Below are 18,640 nucleotides of genomic sequence, written 5' to 3' on the forward strand. Positions count from 1 at the left end.
TTAAATTTCAGGGTAATTTGTAGGAGTACCATAACTTTAGCTATTGCCGGCATTGGAAAAAGCTAAAGCTTTTTTACTCCAACCATGAGATTTAAAGTATTTAGTTTCGTATCTATTTTAGATAACAGGTAGTGGAGTAAAGTATGTTTGACCCAGCTAAAGCGGTAATTCCTCATATTATTGACCAGCATGCTGAAGAGGCTGCTTTTCTTTGGTTGCTCAGAAATAATGCGGTAAGTGCGCCTCACTATGGCCTAGATGACTTGGCAAAACTGGATGATCGTATTGATGCTCATCTTGATGGTCTAAGAATTTCTGGGGATTATGGCTGGCAAGTGTGTAGGGAAAACTTGCAGATAAAAGAGTCGGGGGAAGTTTTTGCGGCAGCGATTTTAGCAATGGAAGGACAATCTGAAGAACGAATTAATCTGGTTTATGACATTGTTGAACAAGCTCCTGAGACTGTTAATGGGCTTATTTCTGCTTTTGGCTGGGTTGAAAAATATAATCTGCAAGGCAAAGTTAACGGCTTATTGATATCATCAAACCCTTTTTGGCGACAGGTGGGTATTTCTGCTTGTGCAATACACCGGGTTGATCCTGCCAAATTTCTTGAGCAAGCTATTTTTGATGAAAATCTCTCTTTAAGGGCTAGGTCTTTGAAAGCGGTTGGAGAGTTGGGGCGAGTGGATTTAAAAACTGCTTTGCTGGAGCAACTTAATCATGAAAATGAGCAGATACGCTTCTGGGCGGCTTGGTCGGCAGTACTTGTGGGTGATCGTGGAGATGCATTAAGAACATTGCTTTTGGAAATTGAAGCTAATTCAGGGTTTTGTTTACCAGCAATGCAAGTGGCTTTACCTGCCCTTGATACTCAATCAGTTAAGAAAACTTTAAAAGTTTTGACTGATAATAAGGAAACATTACGTATGGCTATTATTGGATCGGGTATTTCAGGGGATCCTGTTTATATTCCCTGGTTAATTCAGCAAATGCAGGTAGCTGAGCATGCTAAAGTTGCAGGGGAGGCATTTAGTCATCTTTGTGGCGTTGATCTGGCTTATCAGGATATGGAATCAGAAGGAGGCGTTGAGTACGGTCCAACTGAACATCCTGATGATGAGTCGGTAGAAATGGATGCCGATGAAGACTTGCCATACCCTGACCCGGTTATAGTGCTGAAGTGGTGGCAGGACAATAAAAATAGTTTTAAATCTGATGTTCGTTATTTATATGGAAAACCAGCGAATATAGAGCAGTGCACATGGGTATTGAAAAATGGTACTCAAAGGTTACGTTATGTGGCAACTGTTATTTTGGCATTAATGCAACCTGAACAAGTGTTATTTGAAACCTGTGGGAATGGTAAGCAACAAAAAGCGCTATTGTGATGATGAATAGTTTAGTGATTATCATTGGAAGAGAAATCCATTGACTAATAAGATAGGTATGTTGCTCATAATCTCCAATTGTTAGCCTGCAATAACGGCAAAGGTATTGTTCGATGTGTATTACTTCGAGGATTTGTACCTTTTTCTGCTGAACGTTGATACAGAAACGATAGAGCTTAGTTGTCATTAATGACATAATTTGTTAGTTTTCAAAAATAGTATCATTTTTATGATATGTGGAGGTACTAGTGAAATCACAAAAAATCATTTTTTTTGCTAAGGTTTTGATTGTCTTATCAGGACTTAGTATTTCTTCTGTTTTGATGGCAGGTGAACCTTTTATGCTTGTCTCTGAAGAGGAGTACCAGATGCAGTTAGGTCAAAAGGGTGAGTCTCGAAAAAGAATGAAATTTAAAACAAGAGCTCTTTTTAGTTCTGATGAGGACAGTCCTCTGATTACCATAAATTCTCCGACGGTAACTTCAGGACTATATTCGCCTATCCGAATTGAAATTAATTTTAAAGCGTCTGATGATGCTGTCATTCAGATCGATAGCCTGAAAGTATTATATGGATGGTTAAAGCTGGATATTACGGACAGAATTAGGCGGCATGCTCAAATATCACATTCTGGAATAATAGCAGAAAATGTACAGCTACCTGTTGGAGAACATAATATTACTATAGAAATCAAGGATTCCAGGAAAAAAAGTGCTGATAAAGATGTTTATTTTGAAGTATTAAATAATGAGTAACATAGTAGTTTGAGTGCAAGACTTCAGCCCTCCCCCTTTGTCCAGGGAGGTAGTTAATAGGAGGGGCTGAATGGTTACTTTGGTTTATTAGGGGAAATTATTGTCAATTGATATTAATACTTTCAGCCTGTAAATTTACCCCCGCCATTCAAACTGCAATTAAAGTATTTTCCTTTTTTGTGGCGTACTATAGCTATGACATTAGATACATTTTAGGTAACTACTCAGCGTATCTGAGTAGTTAAAAAAATAGATTGTATATTTCCAGCCAAGCACGAGAGAAACAGGTATTTGATAAAAGACATCATGATAGAACAAGCGTTTTGTAGGATGGGCAAAGGAGGTACGACGTACCCATCATGTTTTCGTTGATGGGCACGGATGAAGCCCTTTGCCCATCCTACAGTGTTTATTTTGCTGTAACTACTCAGCATGCCTGAGTAGTTACCATTTTAGTTTTAATCAAGGTTCTTATAATGCTAATCTGAAATTAATACCCGCTTTAATTAAATCTCTTTTATAGTCGCTGAGGTCGGTTTCAATAAGTGCACCAATGGAAAGTTTGTTGTTAATTGCGAAATCCAGCCCAGATCTGAAATAAAATACGCCATCATCATATCCTGAGTTGATATTGTTTGCACTAAGGTGTAGATATTCATATTGACTACCAATATAAAAGATAGCCTGGTCATTAATCAGATAATCAATTTGCACGTCAGCGATTGCTGAAATGCTATCTGATGATCCGTCCCTTCCATTATCCTGGCTGATATCGCCATAAGTATAACGTACGCCCGCTCGGCCTTTGAACACAAAATCACTAATAGCCTTATAGGCATTGATATCGCCTTCCACGGTGAATTCATGAAGGTGGGAATCAGGCGCTGCGGTGCGGCTGTCAAGAGCAGTATAGTTATAACCCAGGGTTAATTTGTTCATATTCTAAACCTTATGCGGCACAAGGCCTCCTGGTATTTTTTGTAATTTTCAAATAGTCTAAAACAGCTCTGGTATTCTTATTGAGTTGCCTCATTTTCTTTGAAATCCCTTTCTCAACTTTTGATTTTATTAATCCGATAGCAAAGCGCCTAAGACGGGTCATGTTCTCAGGGCCATAACCGGTACGAATTGTTGAGCGATCTTCATCAAAAACCCAGTCAATAATATAATGACTGACTTCAATAGACCAGTGACCTCGAACTTTATATAAGATGGTTTTCGGATCTGCGTCTTTTTTTGTTCTGCTGGTCACACCGTAAGCGGTCGCAAGTGATGTTTTTCCACTTTTCTTGTCCGTTATTTCTCGTTCTATGCGATAAACCTGGGCAACATGAGGGAATAATACATACTCACTTAATTCCGATGTGACCCAGATTCTACGAATCTCAATTCGTCCGTGCCCGACAGACACTTTGTCTTCATAATCTGCCAAACGGCTATCATTTGAAAAGTAGGTGGTAATATCATCAAGCAGTGTCGGCTGGTTTCCTTTGACACTAAAATAATAATGCGCTTTTCGTTGTTCTACTAAATAACGCGCGAATTCAGTCTGGGTGTGCAAAGCATCGCTGGTGATATCTTTATTTTCAATCGGTAGTGTATCTAATAATTTCGGAGCAAATGTTATTTCATTGGTTTGCTTAACTTCATCCGACCCATCTCCAACAGGCAAAGTACCTACTTTTTTTGGGCGTAGCAAATTCCTGTGGTATGCCCAACAGCACTCATTATTTGTGTTTGGCACCCTGATTCATCAATCGCATTACACATGACTTTGCCATCTATTGCGAGTGAGTTGTCATCCTGGGCATAGGCTTTGTTCCAGGCATTAAAGGCTGCGTCAAGTTCATTCGGGTCTACTCTTACTAAGATATTTCTAAAAATGCTTAGGCTTGGAATCACATAACGGCCTTTATCATAACGGCAACGAAAATGCGCTCTGGACTTTTGAGATAAGCTTTCAGCCCAGTCAAAAATAGATTCATAGCTCCTCATGCCGCATAACACAGCTCCAGCGGCTATTCCCAGAACAGTCTGTATTCTATGGCGTCGCCCTTGGGCTCTACGGGGATCATTAATTTCCTTGAAGAAATCCGGTAATGAACGCATTTGATGACGCGTTATTTTCATTTTTACCTCACCTAATAAAAAATGATGACTTAATATAGTGTGAGATAAAACAGATTGTGCTCGACGATGAAGTGGCTTAACGAAAATCAGCTTTTTGTGCTCTGTTTGAGCAGAGTAACCGTCTGTTACCCTGCGAAACCCTTTCGTGTAACCAATAGCCTGCCAGTTACTGGCTCGATAAACACCTCCATGAAATCGCTTTGGATCGACAAAGGTCTCGACCAACAAAATAGGGTGTCCATACTTTTCAACCCAATCATTGGATAAGCGTTTAAGGCACAGTGAAAGGAGGCGTGATCCTAGGTTTTTATCATGCCTCGTCGGTAATATCAAAAAACGGCTGTTGTTGGCAATCAGTTTTAAGCGGCCCGTTTGGTGGCGATAACTCCATCCTATCCAGCTATCACGAGCCGCACACTTTAATGCGGCGGCCGAAAAGCTGATCAGTGCAATCCATTCTGTTTCAGAATAGGCCACATACCAAAGGGTTTCACCAATTTTTGGAATAGCACCTAAGTAATGCTGGGCCTCCATCAAATCCTGATATTTTGGTTCTTCTTGCTTTAAAATGGGCCTGACTGATATTTGGTTGAGTTGCATCGTTTTATCTCAAGAAACTGGATAGAAACTATACATGCTTTTCATGGGTTTGTCCATCTTGGGGTGTAACTCATTACCATGCTTACCCTTTATAGCTAGAACAAATTAGCCGTGAGTTATAACCCAACAGACCAGAAAGGAACATATAATCGGTCACTTTATAAGCGATATAGGGGGTGATACCAACATTGTTAGAAGAGTAATCTCGATTGGTTTGCTGATTATCGGCATGTGAATAAGTTAGTGCTGAACCAATAATTAGATTGCCAAAGCGTTTATCCAGGCCGCTGACGACTTGAACGAGATCGGTACTGAACTGGATCGATTGATTATCATCCTTGATCTTGGCATAGGACACTTCTGACCAGATTGCTAGGTCGTTATCCGCGCTCGTGATGTTATCAGCCGAGGCTGCCATCTTATTGGTGCTTTCCGTGTCTGTTTGCACAATAAAACTTCTACTCATGACATTCATCAAACGCGTGGAAATGGTATTGTAAGTTTGGCGGTTGACTTGCTGGACTTGTGCGATAGTTGCTTCAGATTCAACTTCCGCGCCTAGTTCAAGTAATAATCGATCCAGATCTTCTTCGGTAAAATCATTACCAGCGAATACCTCTTTATCACCCACTTTGATCGTCACATCTTCTGCATAAACCACACTGCCGTCAGGACGAATTAAGGTTGCAATAGATGCGATATTGATTGGCTCACCAGAAATCGATGTAACACTGACATCTTGTCCGCACAAAGCTGACGAAAAAGAGCTACCTTCAGCTTGACTCATGTCTATGTTGAACGGTTCGACAGCAGTAAAGTATTCTGCTTTACTATTGCAGCTATCAGCCCATATGAATGGGGCCCAATTGAGAAAGGTCAACATTAAGGTAGCTATTATTATGTTTTTCTTATTCATAATCAGTTAACCTCAAGTAAATTAATCGATGATAATAGGTAATAATTCAACTTCAATTTGCGGGACAACTTCATTGGGACTAGTTCGACAATTCTGAATGGGGAATGTACCTTCGCTTATTTCAAAAGCATTCTGTAAGACTTCGTAAGCATGGATACCTTGGTCTAATTTTGTGAATGTTGCGATTCCACTATCATTGGTCTCTGCGGAAAAAGTTTTGTTATCGATATTAACCGTTGCTCCGATTTGAGAGATTTGGTTGCCTTCTATATCATTAGAAAAGACAAATACATTAATCTCTGCACAAATATCCAGAATAATATTTGGAATAAAATTCTCATTGCTGCAAGTTAACTCAACTTGTGGGTCGCCACCGATTGAGTTTCCAAAGCCGGAAGCAATTGCGCTTACGGTGTGTGGTCCTTCCAGAATATTATTCAAGGTTGCAAAGCCGTTAATGTCGGTAAACCCTATTATTGAGCCAATGGATACTTCAGCACCAGAAATACCTTCCCCGGAATCATTAACTACCCTGACTTGTGCAGTTGCACAGTTTGTGTCGAGAATAACGTTAAGCGGTGTGAATATTTCGTCAGGGCTTGATCGACATTCTTGAAGAGGGAATGTGCCTATGGCTGTTTCAATACCCGGTTTTGAGACTTCGAAAGCATGGATACCAGGATTTAATTGTGTAAATGTTGCAGTCCCGTTTTCACCGGTTATTTGAAAAAAATTACCGATATTGACTTCTGCACCAGATAGTCGCGTTTCATCGCTGCCAGATACGATTACATCTACTTCGGCACAAATATCTAAAATAAAGCTTTCCGAAGCTGGAGTGTCACAAAGTAGTTCTATTGATTTATTATTTGAGCCAAAACCGGAAGCCGTTACTTTTATGGTGCCAGGTCCTTCCAGTATATTTTCCAAGACTACTAGGCCTTCAGTATCTGTAAAGCCTGTTATTGATGAAATGGATACTTCAGCGCCAGGAATACCTTCTCCGGAATCATTAACTACTCGGACTTGTGCAGTTGCACATTTTTTAGATGTTAAACTAATTAATTCGCTAGTTACAGCATCACAACTCAACTCTATGTTCTTTGGAAGTGCTGGAAAAAATTCATCGGCACTAACATTAATGGTTTGCGGGCCTTCAATAAGCCTCGTAAATGTAGCTTTTCCTTCTTCATCTGTGATGCTGGTTTGCGATGCAACCGTTATTAACGCATCTGGTATGGGAAGTGCCAACTCTGAATTATCAACAACAGTTACGTCTAATTGTGCACAGTCTGTAATTGTTGGGTCCAGAGCAACTGTTTCATTAACCTCTGCCAGGCAGTTTAACTGAATAAGCTTAGGTTCTGGTGGTAAAAACCCCGGAGCTGTAACCAACAGCGTTTGTTCGGTATTATCGATAAGTTGTGTTATAGATGCCTGACCAGAAGAGTCGGTTATGTCCTTTTTTCCAGCAACTGAAATGGTCGCACCGAGCAATGGTTCTTTTGAGGTATTATCAATCACATTAACATTCACTGTTGCGCAGTCTGTGTTGAGAGTAACTGTCTGAGTGAATGGTGTTTGCAGTTTCTCATTATTAACATCAGTTGCTTCTGCAAAAAACTGATCATATTGACCTGCCGGCACACCACTGGGTATCAAGAATTCACCCTGAAATACCTGGGTGTCAACAGAGTTATCCATTTGTTTTGTAAGATTAGCTAAAGGAATACGCATGTCATTGGCAAGATAAAACGTTTCTACGTTTGTTACGTCAAAGCCCGTAATCTCAGCAGTAAATAGCAGAGACTCTCCGATTATGACTTCGGTCGGGGCCAGGAGCACAGATAGCATCGGAATAGGGAGGACTTGTACGCCGGGCAGTGTGACAGTAAATAACTCAACTTCCCCTTCGTCATTACTTGCTATAGCTCGAAAGTCAGTATAAGGGCCAGGGGGCACTACGGGAACAAGATAATTGCCAGAATAGAGTCCTTGTCCTTCATTGGTTAGCCGGGTTAATAATTCTTCCTCGTAAAATATGTCAACTTCAAGATTATCTCTACCAACAAGCATCAATTGGAAATTGATGCTTTGTCCTGCTTTCACCTGCTGGGGGGTAATAATAAAGCTATCAAAAGAAGCTATAACGGGATTAAAAATATATCGTGGTGTTATTTGGTGTGTACTTGGATAGGTATGCGAATGGTTGCTACTGCCTTGTTGAAAACTTTCAGCAAATACAATTGAGTTGATTAGCACTAAAAAAAACAACAAGGATATAATTTTTTTCATGGTCGATTCTTTCCTTTAAAGCACTATTTCATGTTTAAAATCTAGAGTATTAATAAGCTCAATCGGCTTTGTTCATTTAGTGTCAATTAAGAGCGACTGAATACACTACTGAGTCAACTTCCTTGATTTAAGAAACTTTTCTATATTTCAAATATAGATGATGTAAATAAAATTCTGATTTTTAAACTAACATGGTCAGGTGTTTGTGTATATATATTTAATGTTATATATTTAATATTTCATAGTAATAAGCCAATAATAAAGTTATCTATGATAAAAAAATATAGTATTTTTCAATGTATTATAGTGTTAAATAGCGTATGGCCAGATAACCAAGGACGAACATGAAAATATTGGTTTTTTCGGTATTTACGGCTACCGTAGTCCTCTATATTTAGAACTGTTAGTCCAGTTTAATAAAGTCAGAAATTGACTGATGAACAAGGTAGCAGTTTTGGTCAAAATGCGAGGGTTGCTGTTGAGCTTGGCTAACCTAGCATAATATTACTCAGTTCTTGCAATATTATGTTATCAAGTACTTTTCCGCGTGGCAGGTAGTTTTACCCATGCCAATCCGGTTAGCGCATACATTTTAACAAAAACAGGTATAGATTCTGATTGTGCAGTTAGTTCATCCTGTGTCTTTAAATCGTAATGAATACAAGTAGATAGAAAGACACTCATGGTTTTAAGAAACCCTCAAGTTTCTAATAGAATCAACACACATAAAGCGCTTTTATTTTTATTGGATGAGTAAACTGCATAAGTCAGAGTATAGATAATTGATATTAATGAGTTTATAAGTGATATGAAAAAATAAATATTTAAGACAAAGTATACATATTAACAATGACATAGGATGTTTTGTGTGCAACATCCGGATAGGCATGGTTTGATCCTAGGTAACGTGCAAAAATAACTAGGCTACTATAGTATTGAGTAGTAGTAAATATTCAGCCTTCTCCAATACGAAATGAGTCTGAAAGTAACCTCGTATTCTAATATAGAATGAGTCTAAACTGACAAAACCAGATAATCTGTTCATGATGAAGGAATGAAAGCCATCATGAATCTTAAAGCACTAAAAAATACGGAAGAATTACAATCATTTTTGGAGGGGTCACAAGCGGTTGCCTTTAGCCTGCCAGGTAAAAAGGAAGAGCGCTATGCCTTTATTCAATCTACCTTAAAACAGTTTCACTACCGAGCCATCACTAAACGGCAAAAAGGGGTTGTGATTCGGTTTTTACTGCAAGTAACCGATTATTCTCGGCAGCAACTAACACGACTGATTAACCAATACCTAAAGACAGGTGTTGTGCAGCTCAATAAAGTACATAAGCCCCCAGGATTCAAACAGAAATACGGCGCAACCGATGTCGCGTTATTAGCAGAAATGGATGAGCGATATGACACACCAAGCGGCGCCGTTATTAAAAAGCTTTGTGAACGAGCCTACTGCATTTTTAATGAAGATGACTATCAAAATATTGCCAATATTTCAGTCTCACATCTCTATAATTTACGGCACTCTGCGGGCTATCAGAAGCAACGAAGAACCTTTGATAAAACCAAGTCTAGGAAGGTTGCCATTGGCGAAAGACGTAAACCAAAAGCAGAAGGTAAGCCTGGCTATATCCGTATAGATACGGTACATCAGGGCGATCAGGATGGTATAAAAGGCGTGTACCATATTAATGCCGTCGATGAAGTAACTCAATATGAAGTCGTCTTATCTTGCGAGCGGATTAGTGAACAATTTTTGCTACCCATTTTGACCGAAATGCTTGAAACTTTTCCCTTTAATATGAGGGGTTTTCATGCGGATAATGGCTCCGAATACATCAATCACAAAGTGGCTGAACTGCTTAACAAGCTCAATATTGAGCACACTAAGTCACGGTCAAGGCACAGCAATGATAATGCATTAGCGGGAAGTAAAAATGCCTCAGTCGTGCGTAAAATCTTTGGTTATAGTCATATAGAGCAGCATTGGGCTGATGAACTTAATGTTTTTAATAGAGAGCACCTCATTCCCTTTATTAACTATCATCGTCCTTGCTATTTCCCAACGACCCTTACCGATGAAAAGGGAAAAGAAAGAAAACAATATCACTATGATAAAATGATGACGCCTTATGAAAAGTTGAAATCACTGGATCGGAGTGAAGATTACCTAAAAGATACGCTAACTTTTAAGATGCTTGATAACGAGGCTTACAAGGTAAGTGACAATCAAGCAGCTGACAAAATGAACCTTGCTAAAAAGCGATTATTTAAACAAATAAATGAACAGAAAAAAGCCTGCTTTTAGGGGTGGACTAAAGGCTCTGTTCAGACTCATTTGTTAATTGGAAAAAACTTATTCGACTAACCCATCTATACAGCAATAAATAAAAAGAGTACGGGACACATCATCCAAAACCCTGTATAAAGGTGTTCATGGAAAGTGCCTCCCAACATTCAGCAGCGTGTCCGCAACGCATAGAGACAGGAGAAATCACAAAGTCTCCCTTTGCTCAAATTGTCATTGAACTGACACAAGCAGAGTATATACAGCTTAAATGGGATGCAAACTATTGGAAAGGACAGTATCACCAGGTCAAACAGAAAAATGAAGATCTTAAGCTAGAGCTTGAATCTGCACAGGCACGCATTCGAGACTTGAAACAACGCCTATTTGGCAAAAAAACTGAAAAAGGCGTTGCCAAGAGAAATAGTTCTGGAAGACATAATTATACTGATACACCTCGGCCTCGTGGCCAGCAAAAAGGTAGCAAGGGACACGGGCGCACTCCCCGTCCTGATTTGCCGATTATTGAAGAAGAGCATGATATTGCTGCTGAAAACACGTTGTGCCTAGTTTGTACAAAACCCTACAAGCTTCTGTCACAGACAGAGGATTCAAATATTGTTGAAATAAAGGTTAACAGCTATATTCGTCGTGTCAAACGAAAGATGACTGTTCAGGGCTGTCAATGCGAGGGAGTCACCGGATTGATTACGGCTCCTCCTGCACCACGTCTTATCCCCAAAAGTGGTATTGGCATCTCGGTATGGAGAGAAGTTCTGCTTAACAAGTTTCTGTTCTCACGAGCACTCAATAATTTGTGTACAGATTACACACATCGAGGTCTATGCATTGCCCCTGGCACACTCACGGGTGGATTACAGAAGATAGCTCCGCTATTCGAACCGCTCGTCAATGAACTGGTTAAAAAACAACTCACCGAAGATCTATTCCATAATGATGAAACCGGCTGGAAAGTGTTTGAAATCATAGAGGGAAAAACGGGCTACCGCTGGTGGTTGTGGGTCACTCAGTCCCGTTCGGTAGTCTATTACATACTTGCACCTAGCCGTAGTGGTGATATACCCATCAAGTATTTTTCCGGACTGGATAAACACCTGGAACAGGTCATTGTGGTCTGTGATCGTTATAAAGGTTACATTCGGCTGGCACGGGAAATTCCACAGATCATACTGGCTTTCTGCTGGGCACATGTCCGCCGTGACTTTCTGGATGCCGCCAGAAGCTATCCGAAACTTGAAGCATGGATGCTTGATTGGGTCGAACTCATTGCCGAACTCTATCATCTTAACAAGCAACGCCTGAAAGAGTGGGACGAAACAAAAAGCCTGGAAACCCAGAATCAAGACTTCAAGCAACACCATCAAGCCCTTGCACAGGCAAGCCAAAAGATGAAAGAGCGCTACGCGCATTTACTGGAAGCGGAGAAAGAGAACAAAAACCTAGAGCGCATTCAATGCAAGATCCTAAACAGCCTGAATAACCACTGGAAAGGATTGATGGTATTCGTACTCAATCCCCAGGTACCCATGGACAACAATACTGCTGAGCAGCGCATGCGTAATCCCGGTATGGGGCGTAAAAATTATTATGGTTCAGGGAGTCAATGGAGTGCCAGACTGGCAGCCATGATGTTTTCACTGTTTCAGACAATCCTGTTATGGGGATTGAACCCACATCACTGGCTTCACGACTATCTAGATGCCTGTGCGAATAATGGTGGGCAGCCTCCCTCAGACATCCGCCCGTTTATTCCCTGGATGATGAGCGAGTCGCGCAAACAGCAGTTGAGCAAACCCTTGCCTGAACTGACTGCGACTCCACTCGAGTCAGAACAGCCCCAATCACCATGACACGGTATTGTGGGCGAAACTTTAGCGAGCAGGAACTGGAACAGATGCGGAAATTGATTGCCGAGGATGCTGGGCGCACGCGTGCCGAACTTTCGCGCCTGACCTGCAGGATGCTTGATTGGTACAAGCCTGATGGGGGGCTCAAGGATATGTCATGCCGTGTTGCCATGCTGCGCATGGCAGAAGATGGACTTATCGCTCTGCCGCCACCACGGCGCAAACCACCCCCGCGACAGAAACTCAACTTTACTGAACAGACGGACCCGCAACCAGCGATCCTCCGGCCTGTTCATGAACTTGCGGCCATCCAGCTTTGTCCAGTCATCACCCGTGATCATTCACGACTATGGAATGAGTACATACATCGCTACCACTACCTGGGGCACAAGCCGCTACCCGGCGCACAGCTTCGCTACTTCGTCATCCTCGACGAGCAAATTATTGCAGCGCTCGGTTTTAGTGCGGCCGCCTGGCAAACGGCACCACGTGATCAGTTTATTGGCTGGAGCCACGAACAGCGGCAAAAAAACCTGCCGTTAGTCGTGAACAATGCCCGTTTTCTGATTATGCCCTGGGTGAAATCCAAAAATCTTGCTTCCACTATTTTATCCATGATAGCTCGTCGCCTTCCTACACAATGGGAAGAGCGTTATGGCATCCGTCCGGTGTTACTGGAAACTTTTGTTGATACCGAGCGATTTGCAGGGACTTGTTACAAAGCCGCCAACTGGATCTACGTAGGTAAAACCAAAGGGCGCGGCAAGTTGGGACCTGCTGGTAAACAAAGCGTACCCATCAAAGACTTATGGCTTTATCCGCTGTGTCGTCAGTTTAGAAGCCACCTAACTCGCTGATTCTAGGTAGTATGTGTTGGTCGAATATTTACGAGTAGTATGCAGTAAACCTTTGATTCTAAGCTCCGTATGGAAAACCTATGGAAAATCAGCTTTGGCTAATGTGTGCAGTGTCAACCGGAAAAAGAAAAATGCCCAAATATCGCTATTTTTTTATTATCGTGTCGCTTGTTTCATGCGTGAGTCCATCGAATAAATTTGCCAGTAAAGCTTTGCAGTATGGTTTTGATAGCATGGAAATAAATTCGGATATGTTTGTGCACCGAATATATTTTAATCAACTTGTGTCGGTAAAAACTAGCTCAACAACGCTACATGTATACCTGGATGGTGATGGAACTCCATGGGTTAGGAGTAAATGGATTGCAAAGGATCCAACAGCCCGGAATTCGTTAATTTTACGTTTGATGCATTTAGACAAAACACCCTCATTACTTTTGGGGAGGCCTTGCTATTATGGGTTGAATCAAGGCTCTAATTGCGAAAATAAGTATTGGGCATCTCATCGGTACTCCAGTGAAGTGGTAACTAGTATGGCTTATGTTTTAAACACCTGGTTAGAAAAAAATAAATATAAGGAACTTGTTTTTATTGGTTATAGTGGCGGAGGTGTGCTAGCCATTTTAATGGCTAATAAAATTAACATAACAACAAAAGTTGTGACTATTGCAGCAAATTTAGATATAAGAGCCTGGAGTGAATTTCATGGTTATAAAACACTAAAGAATTCATTAAACCCTGCTGAAGAAGCTGTTTTGTATGCCGATATCCAGCAAATTCATTTTGCTGGAGGGGATGATAAGGTTGTGCCTGCATTTATTATTAAAAAGTATGCACAGAGCCAAAAAACGCAAGGTATTTTGAATTTCCTGGAAAAGGGCATGTGTGTTGCTGGGAAAAGGAATGGTCAAAAATACTTGATATTATTAATCAATAGTTCTATTTTTACAGTTGTCCTAGCATATTTTCTTCTTATTAGCTCTTTATTGCTAGGAAAAAATATCTTGAAAAATCGCTCTTGTACAGGGGTTTCAATTCCGGTTTCTCAGTGTTTTTTGTTAAGATGCCATCTATAAGTTTATTGAAAAATAAAAAATAAAGGGGATATTATGTTTATTAATAGAACTAGGGTGATCCTTATTTTGTTGCTAACGGGGGTTGGACAAAGTGTTTTTGCCGATTTCGGTATGGTGAATCGACAGGTATCAAGAACAGTTAGTCAGGCAATATCAAAAAACCTTTTTGAGAGAATGGTTCCTCAATTAATAATAAAAAATTCATCTGGAAAGGTTAATCAGATGCAAGTTTCTAGTACAGGACAATATCTTACTTTGTTACTTGAAGATGATTCGGCTCGGGTATGGGATCTGGAGTACGGAGTACAGAGACCTGATATTATCAATGATACAAAGGTATTGGCAACTGTTCTGGATGAAAAAAATGGGGTGTTTTATTTACTCCATGAATCTAATATTATTGGATATGATGTTCTAACTGCTACAAAAAAGAGTGAGCTACTCCTTAATAAAAAAGAAAATGTGAATGACCTTTTTTTGACTGATGGTGGAAGCAAAGTTTTGTTGGCTAGTGACACAGGTTTAGCTTTATTTGAGATATATTCAAAAAAGAAAATATGGAGTCAAGATCAGTCAAAAGGAGAACTTAAAAAAATAATTACGGATGAAAGCAGTGGTTGGTGGATCTCATTAATAAGACAAGAATCTTTTTTTTCTTCTAATGACTGGATAGAAGTGGGGGACTTAAAAACAGGAAACAAGCTCTATAAACTGGAAAATGAAGGAAGTAAAATTCTCTTTTTTGGGTTCACTCACGCTCAGAATGAATTAATGGTTGGATATGAGAGTGGAAACATTATTGCCTGGGATATTAGTAAAGGCAGGAAGGGGACTGAAATTACCCTAGGAGATAATGACATAATGCTAATGGATATTTCCGCTGATGGAACAATCGCTTACCTTAATCAAAATGGTAAGCTTGTTGTGACTGATTTGGAACTGAAAAATAGTAAAACTCTAAACATCAAAGGTAAAAGTATTTTTCAGTTGGTATTAGTCAATGATGGTCGAACTATAGCGACAGCTGGTAATAAAGGAGAAGTGCTATTTTGGAATGTAACCTCAGGAGATGAGTTTTTACAATTAATCGCGACAACAGAAGGATGGACGGTTATTGATAAAATTGGTCGCTTTGATAGCTCTGAGAAAGGGATGGTTAATATATCCTGGCAGGTGAAAGATACAGAAATACCATTAGACAGTTTTTCAAAAAGATATTATGAGCCAGGATTATTAGCAAGCCATTTGATCGGACGACAATTTATAAACCCGGACCCCTCGAATGTGCGTGCAGGTATAACTGCTTCCCCGTTGGTTAATATTATTGAGCCAGTGTTGAATAATAGGCAAAGTAGTGGAAGTGAGCCAGTTATGTTACATGTTATTGGACAGGGTATGGGAGGAGGGCTTGAAGAAATTTACCTTTTTCATAATGGTAAAAAAAATCAAATGGGGAAGCTGGCTACAAAAAAAACAAAGGGTGAGCATGGTGTAATCAAGGAAATGGATTTTAAAGTTGAACTTTCCAGGGGTATGAATATATTTCAAGCAGTTGCTATTAACTCAATGGGAGTTGAAGGTGTGTCGAAGGAATTTGGTGTTAATGTAGTATCTGGAGAAACAATTTTACCAACGATTCATGTAGTCTCAGTTGGGATAAATGAATATAGCGATCCTCGATTAAATTTGGATTATAGTGTGGCTGATGCGAGTGCTATTGCTAAAATAATTTCAGATAAAAAATTAAAGAAATACGGCAAAGTTGAGCATCAGGGTTTGTATGATAGGCAGGCTACAAAAGCAAATATTTTGAACTACCTGGGGGATTTAAAAGAATATTCTCAGGATGATGTTTTGGTTGTATATGCCGCTGGCCATGGTATTGCGATTGATAGAAAATGGTATTTTTTGCCTTATGAAACCACGCTGAAAAAAAATAAGCATGAATATACAAAAATGGGTATTTCTGCCCAGGAATTCAAGGATGTCTTAGCTAAAAATAAAGCTCAGAAAGTGTTTGTGATAATTGATTCTTGTTTTTCTGCAGCAGGGCTTGAGGCGTTTCGTGACTTACAGGATACTCAAAGACATTTTAGTCGTGACTTAAGTAAATCAGTAGGTGTCGTTGTCTTAACAGCTGCAAGATATGATCAGGAAGCGGCAGAACTTTCTGAATTGGGGCATGGTTTGTTTACTTACGTGGTGACTAAAGGTATGGATGGGCAGGCTGATATACAGCCTATAAATAAAAAGATTAGTGCTCACGAGATTGCTGAGTATGCAGTAAAAACAATACCGGTTTTCTCAAAAAAATATATAGGTGCTTCTCAAGAACCAGCGGCATTTGTTATTGGAGCCGACTTCGAATTGTTACGAAAAATAAATTAGCTTTTTAATCAAAACTAAAACTGATTACCTATAAGTATCAACCATACGTCTATCAGGAATCTTGTAGCTTAAGCACAAGTTCCTGATAAAAGACTTCGGGAATGACGGGTTTTGCAACATACTGATGCTTAAGTTTTATTTTAGTATGGCTGAGAGTAGCACATAATCAGAAAACTAAAGAATAACTACCACGAAGAACACGAAGAAAAGCCTTACCCCTTCGTGACTTTCGTGGTTTACAATCAGAGCAGTGCGATAAGAGGCTTGAGATTAAGCTGTGCAGAGATTACAGTACAGTTTGTTATCAAGCTTATTTTTATAAGATCAGTTGCTCTGAATCAGGTGTTTTCTTTTTCGACAATCATCCAAAATATAGGGGGGAATAGATTGATAGAGAGTTTAGTAAATACGGTAGGTGGTCTGGAACTGTATATATGACTCTGTCAACTCGGTTTTTATAGGCTCTCCAGATTTATCTATAGCAAGTGTTTTAGTTGGAAATGGCTTTGAGCTCGCCAAAGCAAAAATTTTATCTTTTCCTTTTGGTCCTGATATGTCTAACGAAAATTCAGCATTTTTAGGTGGTATTTGATAGATTTGGTTGGGTTTTAATAGGTTGTTTAGTTGGTAGGGGTTGGGGAATAAGGCCGTGACTTCCCCCACAGAATTAACAATAAATATTTGGACATACAATGTTCTGTCAACATCAAAACTAATTGTGAGGGTACCACCAATTTTATAATTTTTTTTATCTGTCCATACTTTAATTTTTCCTTGTTCTGTTGCTAGAATTTTTTTAGTAGAACTGGTGCTTGAAGTAGATTCGTTATTTGATGAGTCAGTTTCATTCTTTAATTCTTGTTTGGGAAGTGTGGCAAGACCATTGTTTTTGTTTGGGGTTGCATCAAGCTTATTTGCTTGGACATTGGGTTTGGCAGGGGCAGTAAAGGAACTGATTTTTTCTTTTGTCTTTTGTTGCGTAGCAATTGTTTTTTTTGAGTCAGCTAGAAACTGGTAATAAGTGAAGGGTATAAGGAATGCAACGAGTCCGCCCCAAGTAATATATTTAAGATTTGATTTTTTAGCATTAAATTCTAGTAGAAACTTTTCAATTGACTCCGTTCTATTTTTTTTTTGTAGTGCTAATGCTTTTTTTAATGCTTTCCATTGCTGATTATTCAATGATTTTACTTTTTTTGGAACTAAGTGTTTTTTAAACGCAATATCTGATTTTTCCCTATTATAGGGATGATTCCCAGTCAATAGTTCATAACAAACACAGGCAAATGCGTATATGTCGTCACTGGGGCTTGGAAGTTCGTCATTAAGAAGTTCTATACTTGCATAGCTTGGGGTTAAGGCCATGGCGGCGTATGGTTCATCATTATCAGCCAGGGATGAGTTAAGTTTTTGAGCGATACCGAAGTCTAAAATTTTTATATATTTATTTCGGTTGAAATAAATATTACCGGGTTTTAGGTCTAAATGAATAATATGTTTGCTATGGGCATAGGATAAGGCTTTACCTATTTGGGTAATGATATCAATAGCTTCTGATAGTTTAATCCCTGAAGGGTTTCGTTTAATGATTTGGTTTAGTGGGGCTCCTTCTATCCATTCCATTGTCATATAGACTATATTGGAATCGCGATCAAAATCATAAACTTTAACGATGTTTGGGTGTGATAATGATTGTGTTTTTTTTGTTTCTTCGTAAAGTGCTTTTAAAAGAGGTGGGCTATTTTTAAATTCATTATTAAGTACTTTTATTGCAATAAAATAGCTGTTTCCTACTTCGATGTCTCTTTTATCAAGTGCTTTATAAACTGTACCCATCCCCCCTGAGCCAATAACTTCAAGAATATCGAAGCGGTTATTGAGTGTTGTGCCAGGCTTTATTGTAATATCTTCAGGTTTATTATACGTAGAGGACTGGTCAATAATATTAGTATTGCTAATTAAAATAGTTCCTTGGTCTTGTACGTTTTGATTAGCTGTAGAACCTGATTTTATAGTTGTGGGTTGATTTTTTGATGCCATAGCGTTTTAACAATGAACGAATAAACGAACA

General features: G+C 39.4%; 13 protein-coding genes. 7 read left to right on the forward strand and 6 right to left on the reverse strand.

From position 1 onward, the window contains the following. Positions 1-143 precede the first annotated feature (143 nt). Positions 144-1,391: a TIGR02270 family protein gene (locus ACQY3F_RS01460; RefSeq protein WP_428353154.1), complete on the forward strand. Its 1,248-nt coding sequence runs from the start codon at positions 144-146 to the stop codon at positions 1,389-1,391. A 248-nt stretch (positions 1,392-1,639) separates the two neighbouring features. After that, positions 1,640-2,146: a hypothetical protein gene (locus tag ACQY3F_RS01465; protein ID WP_428353155.1), complete on the forward strand. Its 507-nt coding sequence runs from the start codon at positions 1,640-1,642 to the stop codon at positions 2,144-2,146. A gap of 471 nt (positions 2,147-2,617) precedes the next feature. On the opposite strand, the gene ACQY3F_RS01470 is transcribed toward ACQY3F_RS01465, so the two are convergent. The 5 genes from ACQY3F_RS01470 to ACQY3F_RS01490 form a co-directional block, all read right to left on the reverse strand. Then, positions 2,618-3,085 carry a hypothetical protein gene (locus tag ACQY3F_RS01470; RefSeq protein WP_428353156.1) on the reverse strand — a complete coding sequence of 156 codons (468 nt, stop codon included), beginning with the start codon at positions 3,083-3,085 and terminating at the stop codon, positions 2,618-2,620. A 10-nt stretch (positions 3,086-3,095) separates the two neighbouring features. Next, a complete protein-coding gene (locus ACQY3F_RS01475; protein WP_428353157.1) occupies positions 3,096-3,845 on the reverse strand; it encodes an ISAs1 family transposase in 750 nt (249 codons plus the stop codon). Further along, a complete protein-coding gene (locus ACQY3F_RS01480) occupies positions 3,824-4,876 on the reverse strand; it encodes a Druantia anti-phage system protein DruA (protein WP_428353158.1) in 1,053 nt (350 codons plus the stop codon). The genes ACQY3F_RS01475 and ACQY3F_RS01480 overlap by 22 nt, the downstream gene beginning before the upstream one ends. 82 nt (positions 4,877-4,958) lie before the next feature. Next, positions 4,959-5,792 (reverse strand): autotransporter domain-containing protein, encoded by an 834-nt coding sequence (locus tag ACQY3F_RS01485; RefSeq protein ID WP_428353159.1) that lies wholly within the window; start codon positions 5,790-5,792, stop codon positions 4,959-4,961. 21 nt (positions 5,793-5,813) lie between these two features. After that, a complete protein-coding gene (locus ACQY3F_RS01490) occupies positions 5,814-8,087 on the reverse strand; it encodes an MSCRAMM family protein (RefSeq protein WP_428353160.1) in 2,274 nt (757 codons plus the stop codon). A gap of 1,066 nt (positions 8,088-9,153) precedes the next feature. On the opposite strand from ACQY3F_RS01490, the gene ACQY3F_RS01495 reads away from it, so the two are divergent. The 5 genes from ACQY3F_RS01495 to ACQY3F_RS01515 all read left to right on the forward strand — a co-directional run bounded on the left by ACQY3F_RS01495 (position 9,154) and on the right by ACQY3F_RS01515 (position 16,569). Next, positions 9,154-10,401, forward strand: a complete 1,248-nt coding sequence (locus ACQY3F_RS01495; RefSeq protein WP_428353161.1) for a hypothetical protein — start codon at positions 9,154-9,156, stop codon at positions 10,399-10,401. 128 nt (positions 10,402-10,529) lie between these two features. Next, positions 10,530-12,251: an IS66 family transposase gene (gene tnpC, locus ACQY3F_RS01500; protein WP_428353162.1), complete on the forward strand. Its 1,722-nt coding sequence runs from the start codon at positions 10,530-10,532 to the stop codon at positions 12,249-12,251. Further along, positions 12,248-13,105, forward strand: coding sequence for a Druantia anti-phage system protein DruA (locus ACQY3F_RS01505; RefSeq protein ID WP_428353163.1), 858 nt, complete (start codon positions 12,248-12,250; stop codon positions 13,103-13,105). The genes tnpC and ACQY3F_RS01505 overlap by 4 nt, the downstream gene beginning before the upstream one ends. Positions 13,106-13,185: 80 nt before the next feature. Next, the gene (locus ACQY3F_RS01510) at positions 13,186-14,181 is read left to right on the forward strand and encodes a hypothetical protein (RefSeq protein WP_428353164.1); all 996 of its coding nucleotides are present in this window, start codon (positions 13,186-13,188) and stop codon (positions 14,179-14,181) included. A gap of 33 nt (positions 14,182-14,214) precedes the next feature. Next, positions 14,215-16,569 carry a caspase family protein gene (locus ACQY3F_RS01515; RefSeq protein ID WP_428353165.1) on the forward strand — a complete coding sequence of 785 codons (2,355 nt, stop codon included), beginning with the start codon at positions 14,215-14,217 and terminating at the stop codon, positions 16,567-16,569. Positions 16,570-16,968: 399 nt separating this feature from the next. Here the strand turns inward: ACQY3F_RS01515 and ACQY3F_RS01520 are convergent, their stop codons facing one another. Next, complete coding sequence (locus ACQY3F_RS01520; protein ID WP_428353166.1) at positions 16,969-18,609, reverse strand: serine/threonine-protein kinase; 1,641 nt, start codon at positions 18,607-18,609, stop codon at positions 16,969-16,971. Between the last annotated feature and the right edge of the window lie 31 nt (positions 18,610-18,640).

The sequence above is a fragment of the Methyloprofundus sp. genome (assembly GCF_965251085.1).
Taxonomy (GTDB): Bacteria; Pseudomonadota; Gammaproteobacteria; order Methylococcales; family Methylomonadaceae; genus Methyloprofundus.

Coding starts and splice junctions, on each gene's coding strand:
- ACQY3F_RS01460 (WP_428353154.1), top strand. CDS start 144: ATGTTTGACCCAGCTAAAGCGGTAATTCCTCATATTATTGACCAGCAT.
- ACQY3F_RS01470 (WP_428353156.1), bottom strand. CDS start 3,085: ATGAACAAATTAACCCTGGGTTATAACTATACTGCTCTTGACAGCCGC.
- ACQY3F_RS01480 (WP_428353158.1), bottom strand. CDS start 4,876: ATGCAACTCAACCAAATATCAGTCAGGCCCATTTTAAAGCAAGAAGAA.
- ACQY3F_RS01485 (WP_428353159.1), bottom strand. CDS start 5,792: ATGAATAAGAAAAACATAATAATAGCTACCTTAATGTTGACCTTTCTC.
- ACQY3F_RS01490 (WP_428353160.1), bottom strand. CDS start 8,087: ATGAAAAAAATTATATCCTTGTTGTTTTTTTTAGTGCTAATCAACTCA.
- ACQY3F_RS01495 (WP_428353161.1), top strand. CDS start 9,154: ATGAATCTTAAAGCACTAAAAAATACGGAAGAATTACAATCATTTTTG.
- tnpC (WP_428353162.1), top strand. CDS start 10,530: ATGGAAAGTGCCTCCCAACATTCAGCAGCGTGTCCGCAACGCATAGAG.
- ACQY3F_RS01505 (WP_428353163.1), top strand. CDS start 12,248: ATGACACGGTATTGTGGGCGAAACTTTAGCGAGCAGGAACTGGAACAG.
- ACQY3F_RS01510 (WP_428353164.1), top strand. CDS start 13,186: ATGGAAAATCAGCTTTGGCTAATGTGTGCAGTGTCAACCGGAAAAAGA.
- ACQY3F_RS01515 (WP_428353165.1), top strand. CDS start 14,215: ATGTTTATTAATAGAACTAGGGTGATCCTTATTTTGTTGCTAACGGGG.
- ACQY3F_RS01520 (WP_428353166.1), bottom strand. CDS start 18,609: ATGGCATCAAAAAATCAACCCACAACTATAAAATCAGGTTCTACAGCT.